Origin of the sequence: Mesorhizobium sp. KR1-2, from assembly GCF_040045035.1 — a bacterium.
Taxonomy (GTDB): Bacteria; Pseudomonadota; Alphaproteobacteria; order Rhizobiales; family Rhizobiaceae; genus Pseudaminobacter.
Genome location: NZ_JBDZDS010000005.1, coordinates 95462 through 115379 on the forward strand (window position 1 = coordinate 95462; position 19918 = coordinate 115379).

Annotated in this window: 24 protein-coding genes; 6 read left to right on the forward strand and 18 right to left on the reverse strand. The window is 63.7% G+C overall.

The genetic code is table 11. From position 1 onward, the window contains the following. Positions 1-383: 383 nt before the first annotated feature. The 3 genes from ABLE85_RS12090 to ABLE85_RS12100 all read right to left on the reverse strand — a co-directional run bounded on the left by ABLE85_RS12090 (position 384) and on the right by ABLE85_RS12100 (position 1942). Positions 384-644: a DUF2312 domain-containing protein gene (locus tag ABLE85_RS12090; RefSeq protein ID WP_348792978.1), complete on the reverse strand. Its 261-nt coding sequence runs from the start codon at positions 642-644 to the stop codon at positions 384-386. A gap of 180 nt (positions 645-824) precedes the next feature. After that, a complete protein-coding gene (locus ABLE85_RS12095) occupies positions 825-1133 on the reverse strand; it encodes a DUF1244 domain-containing protein (protein ID WP_348792979.1) in 309 nt (102 codons plus the stop codon). An 11-nt stretch (positions 1134-1144) separates the two neighbouring features. Further along, positions 1145-1942 carry an N-formylglutamate amidohydrolase gene (locus tag ABLE85_RS12100; protein ID WP_348792980.1) on the reverse strand — a complete coding sequence of 266 codons (798 nt, stop codon included), beginning with the start codon at positions 1940-1942 and terminating at the stop codon, positions 1145-1147. Between the two features lie 324 nt (positions 1943-2266). Between ABLE85_RS12100 and ABLE85_RS12105 the strand changes: the two genes are divergently transcribed. Both ABLE85_RS12105 and pyk read left to right on the forward strand, forming a co-directional pair. Continuing rightward, entirely contained in the window at positions 2267-2674 is a 408-nt protein-coding gene (locus ABLE85_RS12105; RefSeq protein ID WP_348793209.1) for a DUF1036 domain-containing protein, read from the forward strand. Then, positions 2671-4107 (forward strand): pyruvate kinase, encoded by a 1437-nt coding sequence (pyk, locus tag ABLE85_RS12110; protein ID WP_348792981.1) that lies wholly within the window; start codon positions 2671-2673, stop codon positions 4105-4107. Before ABLE85_RS12105 ends, pyk begins: the two co-directional genes overlap by 4 nt. Before the next feature lie 69 nt (positions 4108-4176). Here the strand turns inward: pyk and ABLE85_RS12115 are convergent, their stop codons facing one another. From ABLE85_RS12115 to ABLE85_RS12140, 6 genes are all read right to left on the reverse strand, one after another. After that, positions 4177-4791, reverse strand: coding sequence for a hypothetical protein (locus ABLE85_RS12115; protein WP_348792982.1), 615 nt, complete (start codon positions 4789-4791; stop codon positions 4177-4179). A gap of 85 nt (positions 4792-4876) precedes the next feature. Next, entirely contained in the window at positions 4877-5002 is a 126-nt protein-coding gene (gene ykgO, locus ABLE85_RS12120) for a type B 50S ribosomal protein L36 (protein ID WP_348792983.1), read from the reverse strand. Between the two features lie 148 nt (positions 5003-5150). Next, complete coding sequence (locus ABLE85_RS12125) at positions 5151-5645, reverse strand: hypothetical protein (protein WP_348792984.1); 495 nt, start codon at positions 5643-5645, stop codon at positions 5151-5153. Between the two features lie 53 nt (positions 5646-5698). Further along, a complete protein-coding gene (locus tag ABLE85_RS12130; RefSeq protein WP_348792985.1) occupies positions 5699-6784 on the reverse strand; it encodes a 5-(carboxyamino)imidazole ribonucleotide synthase in 1086 nt (361 codons plus the stop codon). Next, positions 6781-7278 (reverse strand): 5-(carboxyamino)imidazole ribonucleotide mutase, encoded by a 498-nt coding sequence (purE, locus tag ABLE85_RS12135; protein WP_348792986.1) that lies wholly within the window; start codon positions 7276-7278, stop codon positions 6781-6783. The genes ABLE85_RS12130 and purE overlap by 4 nt, the downstream gene beginning before the upstream one ends. A 165-nt stretch (positions 7279-7443) precedes the next feature. Beyond that, positions 7444-7647 (reverse strand): DUF465 domain-containing protein, encoded by a 204-nt coding sequence (locus ABLE85_RS12140; RefSeq protein ID WP_348792987.1) that lies wholly within the window; start codon positions 7645-7647, stop codon positions 7444-7446. A gap of 234 nt (positions 7648-7881) precedes the next feature. On the opposite strand from ABLE85_RS12140, the gene ABLE85_RS12145 reads away from it, so the two are divergent. Next, positions 7882-8061: a YdcH family protein gene (locus ABLE85_RS12145; protein ID WP_348792988.1), complete on the forward strand. Its 180-nt coding sequence runs from the start codon at positions 7882-7884 to the stop codon at positions 8059-8061. A 172-nt stretch (positions 8062-8233) separates the two neighbouring features. Here ABLE85_RS12145 and ABLE85_RS12150 read toward each other — a convergent pair whose 3' ends face one another. Together ABLE85_RS12150 and ABLE85_RS12155 are read right to left on the reverse strand one after the other, a co-directional pair. After that, on the reverse strand, positions 8234-9481 hold the full coding sequence (locus tag ABLE85_RS12150; RefSeq protein WP_348792989.1) for an MFS transporter: 1248 nt from the start codon (positions 9479-9481) through the stop codon (positions 8234-8236). Positions 9482-9576: 95 nt separating this feature from the next. Continuing rightward, positions 9577-9771, reverse strand: coding sequence for a DUF1192 domain-containing protein (locus ABLE85_RS12155; protein ID WP_348792990.1), 195 nt, complete (start codon positions 9769-9771; stop codon positions 9577-9579). Between the two features lie 118 nt (positions 9772-9889). Between ABLE85_RS12155 and ABLE85_RS12160 the strand changes: the two genes are divergently transcribed. Beyond that, positions 9890-10900: an NAD(P)H-quinone oxidoreductase gene (locus ABLE85_RS12160; RefSeq protein ID WP_348792991.1), complete on the forward strand. Its 1011-nt coding sequence runs from the start codon at positions 9890-9892 to the stop codon at positions 10898-10900. A 92-nt stretch (positions 10901-10992) separates the two neighbouring features. On the opposite strand, the gene ABLE85_RS12165 is transcribed toward ABLE85_RS12160, so the two are convergent. The 3 genes from ABLE85_RS12165 to ABLE85_RS12175 form a co-directional block, all read right to left on the reverse strand. Continuing rightward, a complete protein-coding gene (locus ABLE85_RS12165) occupies positions 10993-12543 on the reverse strand; it encodes an HWE histidine kinase domain-containing protein (protein WP_348792992.1) in 1551 nt (516 codons plus the stop codon). A gap of 202 nt (positions 12544-12745) precedes the next feature. Then, on the reverse strand, positions 12746-13177 hold the full coding sequence (locus tag ABLE85_RS12170; protein WP_348792993.1) for a DUF1801 domain-containing protein: 432 nt from the start codon (positions 13175-13177) through the stop codon (positions 12746-12748). Positions 13178-13230: 53 nt separating this feature from the next. Then, positions 13231-13671: a DUF1801 domain-containing protein gene (locus ABLE85_RS12175; protein WP_348792994.1), complete on the reverse strand. Its 441-nt coding sequence runs from the start codon at positions 13669-13671 to the stop codon at positions 13231-13233. A 336-nt stretch (positions 13672-14007) separates the two neighbouring features. On the opposite strand from ABLE85_RS12175, the gene ABLE85_RS12180 reads away from it, so the two are divergent. Next, complete coding sequence (locus ABLE85_RS12180; protein WP_348792995.1) at positions 14008-14988, forward strand: hypothetical protein; 981 nt, start codon at positions 14008-14010, stop codon at positions 14986-14988. A 15-nt stretch (positions 14989-15003) separates the two neighbouring features. Here the strand turns inward: ABLE85_RS12180 and ABLE85_RS12185 are convergent, their stop codons facing one another. From ABLE85_RS12185 to ABLE85_RS12195, 3 genes are all read right to left on the reverse strand, one after another. Beyond that, the gene (locus ABLE85_RS12185) at positions 15004-15384 is read right to left on the reverse strand and encodes a nuclear transport factor 2 family protein (protein WP_348792996.1); all 381 of its coding nucleotides are present in this window, start codon (positions 15382-15384) and stop codon (positions 15004-15006) included. 106 nt (positions 15385-15490) lie between these two features. Beyond that, positions 15491-16966: an amino acid permease gene (locus ABLE85_RS12190; RefSeq protein WP_348792997.1), complete on the reverse strand. Its 1476-nt coding sequence runs from the start codon at positions 16964-16966 to the stop codon at positions 15491-15493. A gap of 204 nt (positions 16967-17170) precedes the next feature. Further along, positions 17171-17725, reverse strand: coding sequence for a DUF3291 domain-containing protein (locus ABLE85_RS12195; protein ID WP_348792998.1), 555 nt, complete (start codon positions 17723-17725; stop codon positions 17171-17173). Positions 17726-18125: 400 nt separating this feature from the next. Between ABLE85_RS12195 and ABLE85_RS12200 the strand changes: the two genes are divergently transcribed. Further along, entirely contained in the window at positions 18126-18833 is a 708-nt protein-coding gene (locus ABLE85_RS12200) for a DUF1013 domain-containing protein (RefSeq protein WP_348792999.1), read from the forward strand. A gap of 136 nt (positions 18834-18969) precedes the next feature. On the opposite strand, the gene ABLE85_RS12205 is transcribed toward ABLE85_RS12200, so the two are convergent. Further along, positions 18970-19689 (reverse strand): YafY family protein, encoded by a 720-nt coding sequence (locus ABLE85_RS12205; protein ID WP_348793000.1) that lies wholly within the window; start codon positions 19687-19689, stop codon positions 18970-18972. Positions 19690-19918 lie beyond the last annotated feature (229 nt).

The window sequence follows — 19918 nt, forward strand, 5'->3', positions numbered from 1 at the left end:
TCTCCCGCGGCGCAGCCGCCAGGATCGAAGCCGGCGGGGCACGATCGACAGCCTCCTGCGGGTCATGAAGGCGCTCGGCATTGAGGACCGGATCGAGATGCTTGTGCCCGACGCACGAAGGAATGCGCTCGATCCGAAGAGCGGCGTGGAGCCACGGCTACGCGCGCGCCCGTCGACAGACGAGTCACCCAACAATGCGCCTTGGAGCTGGGTGAGCTAACACTAAGCGTTTCGTGGAGCAGTACAACAGGGCGGCCGACAGACGGCAACCGAGGACGCCAGATCCCGCGGAGAAATCGAGAAGCGTCTGGAGCAACTGAAAATAGGCGCCACGCCGGCCCCGCTCTGGGTCGAGGTCCGGCGCTTCTTGAAGCTGTGCTGCTTCACGCCATTCCGAGCGCGGCCATGTAGAGGTCGAGGATCGCTTCCTCTTCCTGGCGCTCGGCTGCATCCTTCTTGCGCAGGCGGATGATGGTGCGCAGCGCCTTGGTGTCGAAGCCGGTGCCCTTTGCCTCGGCAAAGACGTCCTTGATATCGTCGGCGATGGTCTGCTTCTCTTCCTCAAGACGCTCGATGCGCTCGATGAAGGCGCGCAACTGGCCCGCGGCAACTGTCTGGCTGGTTTCGGTGATCTCGTCGGCCATTCTCTTGCTCCGGATGAAAAAGCCGCGACTCGGCGCGGCGGATGGGTCGGCGTTCGATGCCTTACCCGACTTGAGGGGTCAAGGGCGGAATGGCAACACAATTGCCCCGAAAAGCCATCTTGTCAGCCTGTCGAGGCTCGGTTTGCCGTGTTCGGGCATGTGTCGGATGAAGCGCGCGGCTCAATGATCCTTCGGCCGGCTCGTCTCGAACTGCGCCTTCTTGGCGTCGGAGGCTTCGGTCTGGTATTTCGCTTGCCACTCGGCGTAGGGCATGCCGTAGATGATTTCCCGCGACTCTTCCTTGGAGAGCGCCACGCCGGTCTCTTCGGCCGCCTCACGATACCAGTTGGACAGGCAGTTGCGGCAGAAGCCGGCAAGGTTCATCAGGTCGATGTTCTGCACGTCTGTGCGTTCGCGCAGGTGCCGGACCAGCCGACGGAAGGCGGCTGCCTCGAAATCGCGCTTCTGCTCTTCGTTCAGTTCTGCCATGGCGGCCTCCGTCACAGCGGCCCGGTGCGCGAGCCGAATTGTCTGACCTCGTGTATATCGGCGCGCGCGTTGACGGCGTCAACGAGGGGCGCGAGCCGCATCGCCCAGTCCTCGGCGGTCGCCTCGTCGGCGATCAGATCCTGGCGAAGCTCGATCAGCGCATGGGCGTAGCCATTGACGATAGCGTGCCGGAACATGGTGTCGCCGCGCAGCGCGCCGTCATAGGGCTCGTTGTCGCCGATGGTGAGCGTCCTGTCCTGCGCCAGAAGCTCGATCAGCGGCAGAACGGCGCGGTCGTCGCGGTCCCACAAGAGGCCGACATGCCACGGCCGCACATGCCCCTGCATGACCGGCGTGAAGGAATGCATCGAGAGCAGGAACGGCGCCTTGCCGGACTCCCGTGCCACCGAGGCAACCATGGCGCCAACCGCGTCGTGATAGGGGCGATAATACTTCTCGAGCCGCCTTTCGCGCTCTTCCGGTGTCAGTGGATAGTTCCCCGGCACCACCGTGCCGTCGTAGAGCTGGCGAATCAGCGTCGGGTCGTCCTCGCCGCGGTTCGGATCGATCAGCAGTCGCGAGAAATTGGCCATCACCGCCGGCACGCCGAGCAATGCGGCAAGCTTTCGCGTCACCTGCTCCACGCCGATGTCATAGGCGATATGACGCTGGAATTCGCTGGCCGGCAGGCCGAGATCGTCATACTCGTCGGGCAGATCCCGCTTTGCATGGTCGGCCAGCAAAACAATCCCCCGCTTGCGGTCGCCCTCAACGATTTCGACGGGGGCAAAAACTGCGGATCGCGTCATAGTCTTGCAAAGGTCCCGTCTGCCGGTGTTGATGGGGATACGGTCGTCATTTCATGAAGTTAGGCTGCATGCAATGCCGTTGTTTGGTCAATGTTCTGGCGGAAACCGTGTCGTAGCGAGGGACGGCGCCACACAGCTGCATCTAAATCGATTGGATTGAGTGCTGGGGCGCGTTGACATGCGCCCGGACTTTGCCGAAAAGGAGCACCTGATATGCCGATACGAAGCAAAAGGGGGTCGAGGATGAGCTTTGCCGTGGCGCCGCGCATTCGATTTGCGTGGGCTGCGTTGACTTTCTCCCTCGTCGCTCCACTGTCCCTCGTCATGACTGCAGGCGCCGCGCACGCCGATTTCCGGGTCTGTAATGCCACGCAGAATCTTGTCGGCGTCGGCATAGGCTACCGCGCAAAGGCGGGCTGGGTGACGGAAGGCTGGTGGCATATTGAAGCCTCGACCTGCAAGACCCTCATCGAGGGTCCATTGTCATCGCGGTTTTACTATCTTTATGCAGAGGATGCCGAGCGCGGTGGGCGCTGGGACGGTCCGATCAACATGTGCGTTGCCGAGAAAGAGTTCAAGATCGCTGGCGTGACCGATTGTGTCGCCCGTGGCTTCCAGCGCGCAGGCTTCAAGGAATATGATACGGGCGAGCAGGCAAGCTGGATGGTCCAACTGACCGACGAGCCCGCAACGGACGGCACAGCCGCCGTCACGGGAACAAATTCTCCATGAGACGCAGCCGAAAGGTAAAGATCCTCGCAACGCTCGGCCCGGCCTCCTCTTCCGAGGCCATGATCCGGAAGCTCTTCGAGGCGGGAGCCGACGCCTTCCGCATCAATATGAGCCATGCCGACCATGCTTTGATGCGTGAGCTTGTCCGCCGCATCCGCACGGTTGAGGCGGAGCTTGGGCGGCCGATCGGCATCCTTGCTGATTTGCAGGGCCCCAAGCTGCGGGTCGGCAAGTTCGCCAAGGGCCGGGAAACGCTCGAGGTCGGACAGACCTTCACGCTGGACGACAATCCCGAGCCGGGCGACGCAACGCGCGCTTACCTGCCCCATCCCGAGATTCTCCGTTCGGTGCGCCCCGGCCACCGCCTGCTGATCGACGACGGCAAGCTGGAACTGAGAGCGGAAGCCTGCGACGGCCGGTCGATCGTCTGCACGGTTGTCTCCGGTACGGGCATTTCGGACCGCAAGGGCGTCAGCCTGCCCGATACGGACCTGCCGGTAGGCGCGCTGACCGAGAAGGACCGCGCCGACCTCGACGCGGTGCTGGCCGAAGGCGTGGACTGGATCGCGCTGTCGTTCATCCAGCGCCCGGAAGACCTGGCCGAGGCGCGCAAGATCGCGCGGGGCCGTGCTCTGCTCCTGTCGAAGATCGAGAAGCCGCAGGCCGTGGCGCGTCTCGCCGAAATTATCGAGCTTTCCGACGCGCTGATGGTGGCGCGTGGCGATCTTGGCGTAGAAATGCCGCTGGAGGCCGTGCCCGGCATCCAGAAGCAGATCACGCGGGCGGCGCGGCGTGCCGGCAAGCCGGTGGTCATCGCCACCCAGATGCTCGAATCGATGATTTCCGCCCCGGTGCCGACGCGCGCCGAGGTGTCGGACGTCGCCACTGCGGTTTTCGAGGGCGCCGACGCGGTCATGCTGTCGGCCGAATCGGCAGCAGGCGAATATCCCGTCGAGGCCGTGGCGACGATGAACCGTATCGCCATCCGCATCGAGCAGGATCCGAACTTTGCCGGCATCATCAATGCCCAGCGCTCCGAGCCGGAGGCGACCGGCGCCGACGCCATTTCGCTTGCGTCGCGCCAGATCGCGGAAACGCTGAAGCTCTCGGCGATCGTCACCTACACCTCTTCCGGCACGACCGGCCTGCGCGCCGCGCGCGAGCGGCCGCAGGTGCCGATCATCGCCTTGTCGCCGGTGGTCGAGACCGCGCGCCGGCTGTCGCTGGTATGGGGCACGCATTGCGTGGTGACCGAGGACGCGATCGACCTCGACGATATGGTCAACCGCGCCTGTCGCATCGCCTACGAGGAAGGGTTCGGCCGTCCGGGCGACCGGGTCATCATCACCGCGGGCGTGCCGCTGCGCACGCCGGGGGCCACCAACATGCTGCGCATCGCCTATGTCGGTGCGGAGGGCCGGGGCGGCGCCTGAGCGCTTGCCCACTCCATAGCGAAACCAGGTGGATTGATTGGTTGAGCCGGTTCCGTCCGGCTCGACGTTCTAGATGGCTTCGCCGGCCAGCTCTTCCGAGAGGGTCGCCACCTTGTCCTGGGCACTGCGCAGCATCGGATAGACGTCGAGCACGCGCTGCCAGGCTTCCAGTGCCAGCTGCTTGCGGCCTGTCTTCTCCATGATCTCCGCCATGCCTGCCAGCGCGCCGAAATGGCGAGGTTCGAGCACCAGCACGTGTTCGATGTCGGACATCGACTTGCCGTAGTTTCCCATGAGGAAGTGCACGGTCGCGCGCCGGTCCCAGCCTTCGGCATAGTCAGGTGCCAGGGTCACGACCTGGTCAAGGAAGTCGAGCGCAACGTCGAATTTTTCGGCTTCCATGGCCTTCTTCGACCACTGCATCATCAGGTCGATCGAGGCGCTGCCGGATTTTTCCCACTGTTCCTGGATGCGGGCGGCGACGCGCTCTGCCGCCTTTTCATTGCGCTCGCGCTTCAGTTCGGTGAACAGCGAGTCGAGCCGGCTTTCAGCCTTGGCGGCTCGCGGTTGGTCGTGCCGGGGAGTGGCAGATTGCGCATTGGCTGCGTTACAGGCGCCAATCAGGGCGATGCCAATGAAAAATGCAAAAACGCTCCTCATGCCGGAGAGTCTATGCTCCGGCATGGGAACGTCAAATTGAATTTCGCGTGACAGAAGCGAACGCGAAGCCGATACCTTCCGAAAAGCCTGAAACTTTTCGGCCGGAGGCTTAGCCCTGGCGGGCCTTGTAGCGCGGAGCGCTCTTGTTGATGACGTAAACGCGACCCTTGCGGCGAACCAGCTGGCAGTCGCGATGGCGGGCCTTGAGGGCCTTGAGCGAATTCTTGATCTTCATGGTCTGATCCGTCGAATTGGGCCCGTTCCCGGGCCGAACTGAAAGACGCGCCCGAGAGCGCGTCCAAATTTGTGAGAGGCTCATAGACGAGGTCCGTCCACCCTGTCAACCGCGCCCCGCGTGATTCAGCAGTCCGGCTTGCATCGATTCAGCGCTTTGGCAGCGCGGCGTCCAGAAACTGGCGCAAAGGCCATGTGCTGTCCTCTGCCCCTGCCGCTTCCAGCTCGGCAAAGGCCACGATGGCGACCTCGTGCAGGGTCAGCAGATGCAGCGCCGGCCGGTCGTCGGCTGGGGCGATTCTCTCCATGTCGCGGAAGGCTTCCACATAGGGCGGGTAATCGCGCAACATGAAGGCAACGAATTCCGGCCAGCTCCCTTCCACTTGTGCCTGCGCTTCCTCGCGGCCAAGGTCGTAGAGCAGTTCGGTGTCGCGGTAGGTGATACCGTGCCTGTCGAGCACTGGCTGCAGCGCAGCCGCCGTCACCTTTTCGAGTTCGGATACCAAGGCCAGTGTGCGGCCGGCACGAGGGTCGTGGTAACGCTTGCCCAGTTCGGCGAAGTACGTCACCCCTGCCACTTCGTCCTCGTAGGCCTTCAGAAGCGCCTGCCTGTAGTTCGGCGCGGCATTCCGCGATGCATCCATGCTGATCCCCCCAATCCGCCTCCGCTGTGTCAGGAAGCGGCACAGGCGATCAGCTATCGTGCCATGCGGATGAGCCGGGTGAAATGCCCCATCTTGCGGCCGGGCCGCGCTTCGGCCTTGCCGTAGAGATGCAGCATCAGGTTCGGCTCGCCGGCCAGTTGTTCGACGCGTTGCACGTCGTCGCCGATCAGGTTTTCCATCACGCAGTCGGAGTGCCGCATGGTCGATCCCAGCGGCAGGCCGACAACGGCGCGCACATGCTGTTCGAACTGCGAGATCGCGCAGGCGGCTTCCGTCCAATGGCCGGAATTGTGCACGCGCGGCGCAATCTCGTTGACGAGCAGCGAGCCGTCGGCAAGCACGAAGAACTCGACGCCAATCACGCCGACATAGTCGAGCGCCTCAAGGATCGAAAAGGCTGCGTCCTTGGCCGCTGCGGCGGTGCTCGCGGCCACGACGGCCGGCACGGTCGAGCTGTGCAAGATACCGCTGCGATGGAGGTTTTCGGCCGGGTCGTAGGCGGAAAGGGCGCCGTCGGTGCCGCGCGCGGCAATGACCGAGATTTCCCGGTCGAAGCTCACGAAGGATTCGAGGATCAGCGGCACGCCGCCCATGGCGGTGAAGACGCCGCTGGCCTCGCCGGGCATGGCATTGCGGAAGACGCGCTGCCCCTTGCCGTCATAGCCCATGCGCCGGGTCTTGAGGACGCCGACGCCGTGGAAGTCGCGCAGTGCGGCGTGAAGGTCCTCGTCATCGTCGACGGCGCGGAAATCAGCCGTGCCTATGCCGATGCCGTTGAGGAAGGTTTTCTCCGCCAGCCGGTCCTGCGACACGTCGAGGGCGCGCGCCGGCGGAAACACCGAGACGGTTTCTGCCAGCACCTGCGCCGCCGTGACCGGAACGTTTTCGAACTCGTAGGTCACCACATCGCAGACGCGGGCAAGCTCGCGCAGGGCGATTGCGTCGTCATAGGTGGCCACGATCTGATCGTTTGCAACCTGTGCGGCTGGGCAATCCGGCTGCGGCTCCAGCACGATCGTCCGATAGCCGAGCCGGGCTGCGGCCATCGCCAGCATGCGGCCAAGCTGGCCACCGCCGATGATGCCGATCGTCGAGCCTGCGGGAAGCGGAGTGGTCATGGCATGTCCACCGGGCGTTCGGCGACCTTGGCGGTCTGATCGGCGCGCCATGCATCCAGCCGTGCGGCCAGCGCGTCGTCGCCCAGCGCCAGCACGGCGGCGGCGAGGAGGGCGGCGTTGACCGCGCCGGACTTGCCGATGGCAAGCGTCCCGACCGGGATGCCGGCCGGCATCTGCACGATAGACAGCAGCGAATCCTGTCCCGACAGCGCTTTCGATTCCACCGGAACGCCAAATACCGGCAGGGAGGTCAGCGCTGCGGTCATGCCTGGGAGATGCGCTGCCCCGCCCGCACCGGCGATGACCACCTTGAAGCCTTCGGCCTTGGCGTTGCGGGCGAAATCGTAGAGCCGCTCCGGCGTGCGGTGCGCGGACACGATGCGGCTGTCGTGGGAGATACCGAGCGCCTCAAGCGTCTCGGCGGCGTGGCGCATGGTTGCCCAGTCGGACTGGCTGCCCATGATGATGGCGACGTCGGCGCGTCCTTTGCCCAATGTCCGGCCTCCGGTTGTCGAATTGGCCTGCTGGTAGCTAGCGTAACGCGGCATTAACGAAATGCCGCCGGTACCGCAAGCGCTTCGCGGCCGGAAACACTGTCGCTGGTGTCCGAACGTGCCACGTCAACCACGCCCAACGCAGGCGCCGGGTGATTCGGGGGCTTAGGCGATGATGTCGGGGATGATTCTGTCTTCCAGCTTGGACAGCTTGTCCTTCAGCATCAGCTTTTTCTTCTTCATGCGCTGAATCTGAAGGGGGTCGCACGCGGTTGCTATCATCGCATTGATCGCCGCGTCGAAGTCGGCATGCTCTTGCTTTAGCTTTGCAAACTCAAGACGAATCTCAGTCTGTTCCTGGTCTGACATGTCCACCGTCTGCAAAAAATCGCGCCGAAATCGCTAGCAGGCGCTGCCGGAAGCATGTTGTCCCCGACCCACTCCTCATAGCACATTTCATGCTTTCAGGAAATGCTACCACGCCGCATTCGACATGCAAGCGATCTGGTGGCAGACTGTCATCGTACCGTCACAGAGCAAGACCTGCGGTGGGACGCCCTATGGCGCGTACGATCGAGGAAACCATGAAAGGGAGTACCAATCATGTCTCTTGCCAACCATCTTGAAGAGTTGCAGCGGAAGCACGGCGATATTGATCGCGAAATCGACATGGCGATGAACCATCCGTCGGTAGACGATCTCGAGATCGCGTCTCTCAAGCGACGCAAGCTGGCAATCAAGGACGAGATTGAAAAACTGAAGGCGAATACGACCACGCACTGAAGCCTACCTCTCTCCCGACGCGCTAGCGGGCGTGTCTTCTACCCCGGCGGCAGCATTGTCTCGCCGCCGGAGATCAAGGGAATTTGTTGCCCTCATTCGAGACGGCCGGAAACCCTATCCACCAATACCTGACTAACCCGACACCCTCCCAAAGGTTCCGCACGGGTTGGGCTCAGCCCTCCTGCACGGCCGGGGTGCGCGGATCGAGGCGGACGGCCTCGGGCGTGACGCCGCGCTCGGATGGCAATGTCTTGAAGGCTTCGCGATCCTCCACCGGCACGGGCGCGCGGCGGCTGATACGCAGCAGCGTGTAGCCGGCCAGCAAGAAATGCGCGAGCGCCGTGGCCAGGAACAGGCTTTCCGGGCTCATCGAGCCCATGAGCCCGGCACCGATGACCGGGCCGATCATCGTGCCGAAGCCGTAGAGCAGCAGCAGGCCGCCCGAAACCTTGACGAAGTCCTCCGGGCGGGCGTGGTCGTTGGCATGGGCCACCGCCAGCGAATAGAGCGTGTAGGCGAGCGACCCGTAGGCTGCGGCCATGGCGATGACGAAAACGCCGTTGCGCGGTGCGATCAGGAAGATGAGCACGCCGACCGCCGCCGAGCCGAAAGAGGCCGCGGCAAGCACGAAGCGGCGGTCGGTCTTGTCAGAAATGCGGCCCATCGGCATCTGCATGGCGGCACCGGCCACCACCACCAGGCTCATCATCAGCGCGATCTCGGCGGTGGAGATGCCGATCCGCGCGCCATAGACCGCGCCCAGCGTGCCCCAGGCGCCGTTTGCCACGCCGATCAGCAGGCAGGCGGCAAACGAGACCGGTGAGTTGGCGTAGAGCCCCTTCAGGTCGAGCGACACGTCCTGCAGCGGCTTGGGATGTGCCGCGCTGGACACCGCCGTGGGGATGAGCGACAGGCAGAAGAAGATGCCGGCGACCATGAACAATGAGGCGTTGCGCACATCGCTCGCAGCCACGATCATCTGGCCGGCCATGATGGAGGCGTAGGTGACCATCATGTAGAGGCCGAAGACGGTGCCCCGGTTTTCGTTGGTGGCGCGCTCGTTGAGCCAGCTCTCGATCACCATGAAGGCGCCGGCCATGGCGAAGCCGGTGAAGGCCCGCAGCACGATCCAGACCAGCTCGTCGATCCACAGCCCGGTGAGCAGCGCGATGATCGCCGCCGAGGCGGCGAAGGTGCCGAAGGCGCGGACATGGCCCGCCCGCCGCACCAGGCGCGGGGCGAAGTAGCAGCCGGCCACGAAACCGCCGGCCCAGGCGGAGCCCATAAGGCCGAGGGCCGCGGTGGAGAAACCCTCTTCCTGGCCGCGCAGCGGCAACAGCAGGCCATGCAGGCCGGAGGCTGCGAGCAGGAATGCGGTGCCGCGCAAGAGCGAGAAGATTGGTCTGTAGGCTGCGAGCATGCGTCTACCCGTCGAATCGTGCTGAGGAGTGGGTATCGCCTGAAAATACCGACTTTCCGACTTTTCGGCGGCGCGACTGCGACATGTTTGGCCAATTATTCGCGCTTGAACAACGCCTCGGCGGCATTCTTGGTGGCGTCCTTGGCTTTCAGCTCGACCTCCAGCCGCGCGATCTCGGCCTTGAGCTGGGCGATTCGCTCGGCAAGCTCGGCGACCGAAAGCAGCGACAAATCCTGTCCGACGACATGCGTGGCTGCCGGTTTCTTGGGTTCGTCGTCGAAGATCGCCATCGTCGCCTCGCCAGTGATTGCTGCTGGTTTGCCTGTTGAAGCGACAGCCTACATAAGGGTGGACCCAACATGCAAATACCGGATGCCAACCGGAGCGGCCGAAGGAAGGAAGCGAGCGATGACGAGCGGCGAGACGATACCCGAGAAGATGATGGCGGTGGCGATCACGACCCCCGGCGGCCCGATGGTGCTCAAGCCCGAGCGGCGCGACGTGCCGCTGCCTGGCCTCGGCGAGATCCTCATCCGGGTCAAGGCCGCCGGCGTCAACCGGCCGGACGTGGCGCAGCGCAAGGGCGCCTATCCGCCGCCGCCGGGCGCTTCCGAACTGCCGGGGCTGGAGGTGTCGGGCGAGGTGGCGGCGCTGGGCGCCGAGGTCAAGCGCTGGCGCGTCGGCGACCAGGTCTGCGCGCTCACCCCCGGCGGCGGCTATGCCGAATATGCCAAGGTGCACGAGACCAACGCACTGCCGATACCGGCCGGCTTCACCTTCACCGAGGCGGCCGCCCTGCCGGAAACCTTCTTCACCGTTTGGCACAACGTCTTCCAGCGCGGCGGGCTGAAGGGTGGCGAGGTGTTTCTGGTGCATGGCGGCTCCTCGGGCATCGGCACCACGGCGATCCAGCTTGCCGCCGCCTTCGGCGCCTATGTCGTCACCACCGCCGGCAGCCCGGAAAAATGTGAGGCCTGCCTGCGGCTGGGGGCGGATCGCGCCATCAACTACCGCACCGAGGATTTCGTCGCCGTGGTCAAGCAGGCGACGGAAGGGCGCGGGGCCAATGTCATCCTCGACATGGTCGGCGGCGACTATGTTGCCCGCAACTACGAAGCGGCCGCCGTCGAGGGCCGCATCGTGCAGATCGCCACGATGGGCGGGGCGGTGGCCAGCACCGACTTCTCCAAGCTGATGGTGAAGCGGCTGGTCCACACCGGCTCGACGCTCAGGCCGCGCCCGGTGGAGGTCAAGGGCGAGATCGCGGCGGGGCTGGAGACGCATGCATGGCCCTTGCTCGCCAGCCGCCGCATCGCCCCGGTGATGGACATGATCTTCCCGCTGCGCGAGGCCTGGCGCGCGCATGAGCGGATGGAAGAGGGCGAGCATATCGGCAAGATCGTGCTGGACGTGGCATAGGGGGCAGGCTGTCCCGGCACGCCGTCACCACCTCGGCTTCGCCGCCACCCTCTCGCCGACGGGGCGAGGGGGCAGCGAACGTCCCATCGAGCTCACCTGCTTGCCGGAAGGTAGTGGAAGAGTTTGCCGGGAAGAGAGATGTCGATGTCGACACGGCCCTCCTTGCGGTTGCGCGTATAGATTCCCCGCAATTGCGACTTGATCGTGAGGTCCAGGAGCTTCGAGCCAAAGCCGCTGTCGACGATCTCCGATTGACCACTCAGCCCTGAAGACTTCTCTACCCAGTGGATATGCACTTCGTCGATCTTGCGGCTGATGTGAACTTCCAAGATGCCGTCGGATTCGCTCAATGCGCCATATTTGGCCGAGTTCGTTGCCAACTCGTGAAAGACGAGGGCCAGCACCGTCACGGTTCCGCGATCGATGAAGGCATCATCGCCATCGACGACGAGTTGATTGCCGGTACTTCCCTCGTATGGTTTCAGCAGAACGCTGATCAGCTCTTTCAGCGAGGTCAGTTCACTTGTCGTGCCTGGGGACGTGTTCTCACTGCGTATGAGTCCATGCGCATGCTGCAGCGCTACGAGCCGATTTCTCAGCGTGTCCGCCAACGGCCTCAGATCCGGGTTGTCCTTGATGGACAGGCCGATCAGCCCGTTGACCAGCGCGAACAGGTTTTTGATCCGATGCTCGAGTTCATGGGACACGATCTCGCGCTCGGCGGCGAGATATCTCAACTGCTCGAGAACCTCGCTTCTTGTCGCCGTGGTCGTGGCGATAATGAGCGGTCCCAAGATGGTCAGTGCGCGGCCGACCGCGATCGACAACACCAGCGAATGGTCGGCATTCGACAGTTCGACGAAATCAAACGTCGTCGCGATGATCGTCCACGCGCAATACACGAACGTCAGTACGGCTGTGGGGAAAACACGATAGGAAATCGCGCATAGAAAGAGAGCTGGAACCGGAAATGCGAGGGCGGCCAGGCCGCCGAACAATACTCCCGCGGCGGCCGAAAGGATCAGCACGATGATAGGCGCCTGCTCGTGAAAGGTGAGCGGCAGGTGCCGCGGCCAATGCTTTTCTTCCGGAAAAGTCAGGATCATCGGCAAGAAGGCAAGCTGGTTCAAGCACTCGACCGAGAACCAGTAGCGGAAGGGGTTCACGGCATCCGGGATGCTGACCAAGGACCCGAGCAGGGCCGCGCCCGCGACCCCGGCGTAAAGCGACGCGGGGACCACGGCCGCAAGAAGATAAAAGACCGACATCGGGCGCTGCAGGCGCTGGTCGACCCGGCTGAAACTCGTAAGCAGGATATAGCCGATTGCGGCGATGCCGAAATTATAGGCGCCCAGTCTCACGCCTTCGGGGAGCCCGTAGCCGATTATTGCGACGGCGATCGCGAACCCGACAAGACAGGCGATCCAGCCCGGAGGGCGGGCCAACAGAGGAAAGCGTACCAGCATGCCGAGCATGAAAGCGTTGGCAGGCCAGGCCAGCGCCAATACGCTGTTGTCTTCCGTGTAGACGCCAAGAGCAAAGAGGGCCGCATAGGCCGCGCCGAACATCAGGTAAGGAAGCCAGGCTCGGTTCGAGGTGAACAGTCTCCTTACTTTGGCGTCGACTTCACCAGCACTGGGCATGATCCACCATCCCAGGGACTATGGTCCCAGGCATCGTTGGGGCCCTCTAAGGTAACCACCATTGCCTCCAAGCGACAAGCGCAGACCGCATCTCAACTGAAGGGGGCCGAGCAGAATCGGGCAACCGACGGCAATTTGCTGGTCACGCGGGATGGGGCGACTGGCCAGTCCCACCCGCGGCAGTCAATTCTCGCGACGCGCCTCAGGCGCTCTTCGGTCGCTTCCCCGAGCGGGCGGCGCGCGCCAAAATGTTCAGAGCCACCGCGGCGCGGATGAGCGCCTGCAGCGCCTCCTCATCGATCGTTTCGCCCTCACGGATATCGATGGCGCGCCTGGTGTTGCCTTCGAGGCTGGAGTTGAAGAGGCCCGCCGGATCCTGCAATGAGGCTCCCTTGGCGAATGTCAGCTTGACGACGCTCTTGTATGTCTCGCCGGTGCAGATGATGCCGGCGTGCTCCCATACCGGGACGCCTCTCCACTTCCACTCCTCGACCACTTCGGGATCGGTCTGCTTGATGAGGTCCCGGACCCGGGCGAGCGTTTCGCCCCTCCAGCCACCCAGCTCGCTGATCCTGGCGTCGATCAGCTGAGAGGGGGAGGCTCCCCCTTCTTTCTTAGCCTGGTTGTCTTGCATCGGTCCTCGCATTCATTCTGTTGCTGTCGTTCGCCCGGCCACGCGCCGGACGCTCACATTTTTGCGCCGGGCAATTGGCTGGCCTGCTTCACCCAGTCAGTGAACTGGGCCTCGTCGAGCTGGTCGTGCTCATGGATGTGGAGATAGCGCGTGTCCGGGCTCTTGGACGCGACCGGCGGGACAGGGCTCAGCGCCGCGCCGCGGAAGAAGGCCACCTTGACGTATATCGCGAAGCAATGAATGCCGAGAAACCAGCCCTGACCCTCGACCCCGTAGAGCGGCGAGTTCCATTTGACCGCCTTGCGCACGCCGGGCACGGTGCGCACGACGAGTGCGTCGAGGCGGCGCCCGACGGCGCTTTTCCATCCCGGCATGGCCGCGATGTAGGCCTGCACAGGGGCGTCGCCGTCCCCTTTCGCGATCTGCGGGTTGCCGCCCGAGAGGAGGGTCGGCTCTGCAGCCTTCGCCGATTTCTCGGGTACTTTTTCGGCCATAGCGTGCGCTCCAGTAAAGGACCGGAGGATACTTTGATTCTCGGTTATGTCGACCTGTCCGGCGGTTGGCGGGGTGGCGTGGAGAGGCATCGCGCTGTTCGATGCAGCGCAACGAAACGGCCTCGAACCGGACCGGAGGGCCTAAATCCGCCGCTTTCGTGGCGTTCTCGCCGCAAAATGGTCGCAAGCGCGTCGTGAAATGGTCCCACGCGCCTGATGAATTCCCCCGCGATCATGGACACTCTACGACAATCAAGATGTGGGGCGCGCCGGAGCGCGATCTTGGATATGCGAGCTCTTTTTGTTGCGCTGTTTGCCGTATTTATGGCTTCGGGCATGGCCTTTGCAGTACCGCCGGCCAAACCTTCCAAGGATGACGTGCTGGCCTGGATCAATGCCTATGATCCGAACCGCGATGCCGCGCGCGCTCCGTCGGTCATGAAGATGGCGAGCGACCTTGGCGTGCTCAACGATCCGGAAGGGGCCGGCATGTATGTCGGGTTCATGGCCGGGATGATCGGATCGAATCCCAAAAAGGCCGATGCCGTCATCGACAAGCTGGTTCACATGCGCGCGGCCGATCACTGGGCGATCGTTCGCGCCATCGCCTATTCCGATCATCCGGACTGGCGCGGGCTGATGACGCGAGCGGCGCCGAAGATGCCGACCCGCGCGCTGATGGCGCAGCGATATCTAGAAGGCAAGCTGCCGACCCCGGACACTCCGTTGGACGAAGAGAAGACCACGTGGAAGGACCGCGCCAATCCGGCCAAGTGGTTCGCCAAGAAGGAAAAGAACAAGGAAATTCCGCTCGATCAGCGCCCGGAGACGCTCGACATATACTGGGGCTACTACTACGCCTCACGCAGCGCCCCGCCGGTCGAGCGCATGATCAAGATGCTGCCCTGGTCGGTCGAGCGCGACAGCGTCGAGAAGCTGACCATCGGCAGCATGGCGAAATTCACCCTGGCGATGAACGCGTCGCGTGACCCCAAGCTGCTCAAGCTTCTCAAGACGCTGCAGGCGCAGCAGACCGACAAGGAGACGGCCAAGCAGCTTGCGGAGACGATCGAAGCGGCCGAGACCGTCGAGATCTCGTCCCTGCGCAAGACCGCACTCGACCGGCTGGAGAATCTCAAGCGCATGGGCCCCGGCTCCAATCGCGATGTCGCGTGGTGGGGCAAGCTCGGGCAGGGCGCGCTTTCGGTGGGATGCATCGCTGCCGCGGCGACCGGCCAGGTCGCTTTCGGCCTGCCCTGCGTGCTCGGAGGCGCGGCTTCGTCGGCGGTCCTGAACTACTGGGCGACGCCCTATTGACGCCTGGCGGGCGTTTCAAGGCATCCGCTCGACCCATTGAACCCGTGAAAGGCCCGGTTCGAACGGATCACCGAAATATTGGGTTTCGCGGGCCACCTGCCCGTTGCTAAACTCCATAATGCTTACCGTGTAAGACGGCTGCCCGTCGTAGGTCAGGACCAATTCGGTGATCCAGAGGTCGCCAGCGCCGAGTATCCGCTGCACCGTGAAGCGTTTCTTGTTCGGCTGTGCGAAACGAGATGCCTGAATGTTGTGCCGACCGCGTATGCGTTCCCCCGACTGCGGATACTCAAGCACCGCGTCCTCTTGGTAAATCCGATGCTCGGCCTCGAAGTCGTTCGCGTCGGAGGCGGCCCAGTGGCGATCGAGAGCAGCTCGAATCTCTCTGTCTTCCATCCCTCAATCCTCCTCGCATCCCGGGCGCACGCGCGCGGTCTCGTAGCCCTCTCGAACTAGGGGATGCTGCCGCTAGCGCTTCAAAGTCCGACGCTGCCCGGTCATGTCATGGCTCGCGGCCCAGCGCCATGGGCAACGATCTCTTCCGCAGGACCGAATGATTGCGGCCGTATAGGAAGTAGATCGCGAGCCCGATGACCAGCCAGACGAGCAGCCGCAGCCAAGTTTCCAGCGGCAGCCCGGCCATGAGGAGCAGGCAGAACAGGATGCCCAGTATGGGCACGACCGGCACGCCGGGCGCGCGGAACGGCCGCGCAACGGTGGCGTGGCTCTTACGCAGATAGAGGACCCCGCCGCAGACCAGGACGAAGGCGAATAGCGTGCCGATGCTCACCATCTCGCCCAATATGCCGATCGGGGTCAGGGCGGCGACGATAGCCACGACGGTGCCGATCAGGATCTGGCTTTTCCAGGGGGTTCTGCGAACAGGATGAATCTGCGCGAACACCGGCGGCAGCAGGCCATCGTGGGCGATGGTGAAGAAGACGCGGCTCTGGCCGTAGAGCAGCACCAGGATCACCGTAGTCAGGCCGGCCAGGGCGCCGATCTTGATCAGCACCGAAAACCACGTCAGCCCGATGACGTCGACCGCCTTGGCGATCGGGTCGGCGACGTTCAGCTCCTGGTAGGGGACGATGCCGGTCAGCACCGCCGAAACGGCGATGTAGAGCACGGTGCAGATGGCAAGCGAGCCCAATATGCCGATGGGCATGTCGCGCTGGGGGTTTTTGGCCTCCTGCGCGGCGGTGGAAACCGCGTCGAAGCCGATGAAGGCGAAGAACACCACCGCCGAGCCGCGGAGCATGCCGCTCCAGCCGAAATGGCCGAATTCGCCTGTGTTTTGGGGGATGAGGGGATGCCAGTTGGCGGACGAGACATAGGCCGAGCCGATCAGGATGAAGGCCAGCACCACGACCAGCTTCACGGCGACCATGACGTTGTTGAGCCGCGCCGACTCGCTGGTTCCGATGACTAGGAGATAGGTCAGGACGGCGACGATGAAGGCGGCGGGCAGGTTGACGATGCCATACACCACCGTGCCGTCGGCAAGCTTTTCGGCGACCGTTCCGGGGGCCGCGGCGAAGGCCGGCGGAATGACGATGCCAAAATTCTTCAGCAGGCTGACGACATAGCCCGACCAGCCGACGGAGACGGTGGCCGCGCCCATGGCGTATTCGAGGACAAGGTCCCAGCCGATGATCCAGGCGACCAGCTCGCCCAAGGTGACGTAGGTGTAGGTATAGGTGCTGCCGGAGACCGGGATCAGCGCCGCCAGTTCGGCATAGCAAAGCCCCACGAAGGCGCAGGCGATGCCGCCCAGCACGAATGAAAGCATGATGCTCGGGCCGGCAAATTGCGCCGCCGCGGTTCCGGTCAGGACGAAGATGCCGGCGCCGATGATGCAGCCGATGCCGAGCGCGGTGATGCTCAAGGCGCCGAGGCTGGGCCTCAGCGTATGCCCCGGCGCGGCGCGGATGATCTCGGCAATGGGCTTGCGGAGCATGTATTCGGCCAGCGACATGGCGGACTTTTCCTGGGCGGCTCGTACCGCCCGGCGGGTTGCGCCACAATTGCGCATCCCAAGCCAACAATTCGCCTTAGCCTTCGAGGTTCCGCGCGGCCCGCCCGGATCGCGAAGTCGTGTAGGACGGCCGCCGCCGGGAGCGGGACACGCCCGAGCGCTTCGGGCGGCGCGAATGTACTGAAGCGCGATAGCTCGCACATATCAGACGAAATTTTTCTGGCGGGTCTCGTTCAACAGGGCCTTCGACCTGACCGCCTTACGATCAATCGAGGTCTGCTTTCCTTCCCTGTCAAACGGGCTCTTGAAATCAAAAGCGAAAGGACAGGCTCCTTGATCGTGCAGAAACTCGTGCCGCACCACGGCCTCCTGCCATGTGGGACGGTGGCTCGCGTCAACCCACCAAAGCACATAGGGAGGCCATGCCGGTTTGAGAAACCATTCCCGCCCGTGTTTCAGGGCCTCGGCGTGAACGCCGCTATAGGAGAACGCCACGGCCGAGGCCAAATCTTCCCACAAGGACAAGGTGGATGGCGACCACCCATCTCCACGCTCGATGTAGAATCTGGGAAAAACTTGTTCGCCCCAACTCGGCGGGCCGGGTTCGTCAAGATAACCGGATCGTGCGACAAAGCCGTGGCTTTGTTCAACGATCTGGAAATTCAAATCATTACGATCATGAAAGCCCTGATTTGAGGGATCATTGGCCGGGTGCCGGAATATACCGAAAGTGTACAGAGCAAGATTATTTCCAGCCATCCGGTCTCCTGCAATTTCCGATACGGTTTATGATCCAAGGTTAAAAGATACAGTCAGGTGCTTGGTAGGTGCAACGTCGAGCGGTCTAGAATTTGCCAGGCACGCCCGTCACCGAAAGGCGGGACCGATTCTCGAGCTTGGACTGCCAAACGCTTCGGGGTCTGCGTAGAAATTGCTGAACTGGCCTGTTCCCGGCAGCTTGAATGTTTCGAGTTGCTTTCTCGTGGCGATACTTCATCGAAGCGAGGCGTGGGTGGTGGTTCTCTGACCACGGTGAATTGCGTGAAGTTTTCTTGCTCCAGGGCCCGAACAGCGTTATATAACCGTCGAATTCCCGATTTCGGTGGTCTTGATCCACCGCCCGCGTAAAGGGACGCGGGCGAACGAAAGGATATTTTCGATGGCCAATACGCTGCTTATGCCCAAGGCGACCGCCGTCTGGCTGGTCGACAACACGGCGCTTTCCTTCGACCAGATCGCGCAGTTCTGCGGCCTGCACCCGCTCGAGGTGAAGGCAATCGCCGACGGCGAATCTGCGCAGGGCATCAAGGGCATGGACCCGATCATGACCGGCCAGCTCTCGCGCGACGAGATCGCCCGCGGCGAGCGCGACATCAATCATCGCCTGAAGCTCTCGGAGCCCAAGGTGCGGGTGCCCGAGTCCAAGCGCAAGGGCCCGCGCTACACGCCGCTGTCGAAGCGCCAGGACCGCCCCAACGCCATCCTGTGGCTGGTGCGCAACCACCCCGAGCTGAAGGATGCGGCGATCTCGCGCCTGGTCGGCACCACCAAGTCGACCATCGAGCAGATCCGCGAGCGCAAGCACTGGAACTCGGCCAACCTGACGCCGATGGACCCGGTGACGCTGGGCCTCTGCTCGCAGATCGACCTCGACATCGAGGTGCAGCGCGCCTCGCACGGCCGCCCGGCAGCCGCGCCTACGGGCGACACGCTGCTGCCCGCCTCCATGACCGAGCGGCTGGAAGTGGGCGAGACCGTGGCCGAGGAGGAGAAGGAGCTCGACGCCAACGCCGTGTTCGCCAAGCTCTCGTCGCTGAAGTCCAAGCACGAGGACGAAGACGAGGACGAGCTGGATCATCGCCGCTGAGCGAAGCCTCTCATAGAACGAAAAAAACCCCGCCTCGGCGGGGTTTTTTGTTGAGCGCAATTGTGCGTCGGTTTGAGGATCAGGCGCTCGGGATGAATGGCCCGGCGGCTCAAGGGAAGAAGGGGACCGGTCCGGCTCAGCCCCGCATCGAACGACTGGCGCCGTCGCCGGCATATTCGTTGCGCTCGACGCGGCGGTAGAAGTCGGCGAGCTGCTTGCCGCGCTCGGGCCGAAAGCCGCGACCGGCCTGCGTTACCCGGGCGATGCGGTCGATGCGGAAGGCGCGGAAATCGTCGCGCATCTCGCACCAGGCGACCAGCGTCCACACCTTGCCCCAGAACCAGAGGCCAAGCGGGCGCACGTCGCGCATGGTGCTGCGGCCGGCCTCGTCGCGATAGTCGAGGGCGAGCACGTCGCGCTTTTCGATGGAGCGCTCTAGAACGTCGATGGCCGCGCGGTCGGCGTCGGTGACCACCCACATCGGCGTGTGGATCTCGGTGCGGGCGATGCGGTCCTTCTCGGCATCGGGCAGCACCGCGCCGATCTTGACCAGCGCCTCGTCGGCCGCGCGCGCCATGGTGGCGCCACCGAAGGCCCGGACCATGCGGGCACCCGCCACCAGCGCCACGATCTCGTCGCGCGTGAACATCAGCGGCGGCAGGTCGAAGCCCTCGCGCATCATATAGCCGACGCCGGCCTCGCCATCGATGGGCACGCCCGTGGACTGCAGATCGGCGATGTCGCGGTAGATGGTGCGCTCGGACACCTCCAGCCACTGGCCGAGCTTCTGCGCGGTGACGAGGCGGCCGCCGCGAAGGTGCTGAACGATCTGGAAAAGCCGGTCTGCACGTCGCATGGGCGGTTCCGTCAGGCTGAAGCGCGCCCGCCGCAGCCGGGGGGAGCCGGGACGGCAGGCGCGGGTTTACAACAAGGCCGCGCCCTTCGGCGCGGAGAGGCTCGTCTCACGGGGACTGGGAAGCAGCTCCCCCTCTTATGGCATCATGCCACGACGCTCCTGACAACATATTGTCAGGAGCCTTGGCGGCAATGTCAGGAATATTCGCGCGCGAAAAGCTCGCGCATCC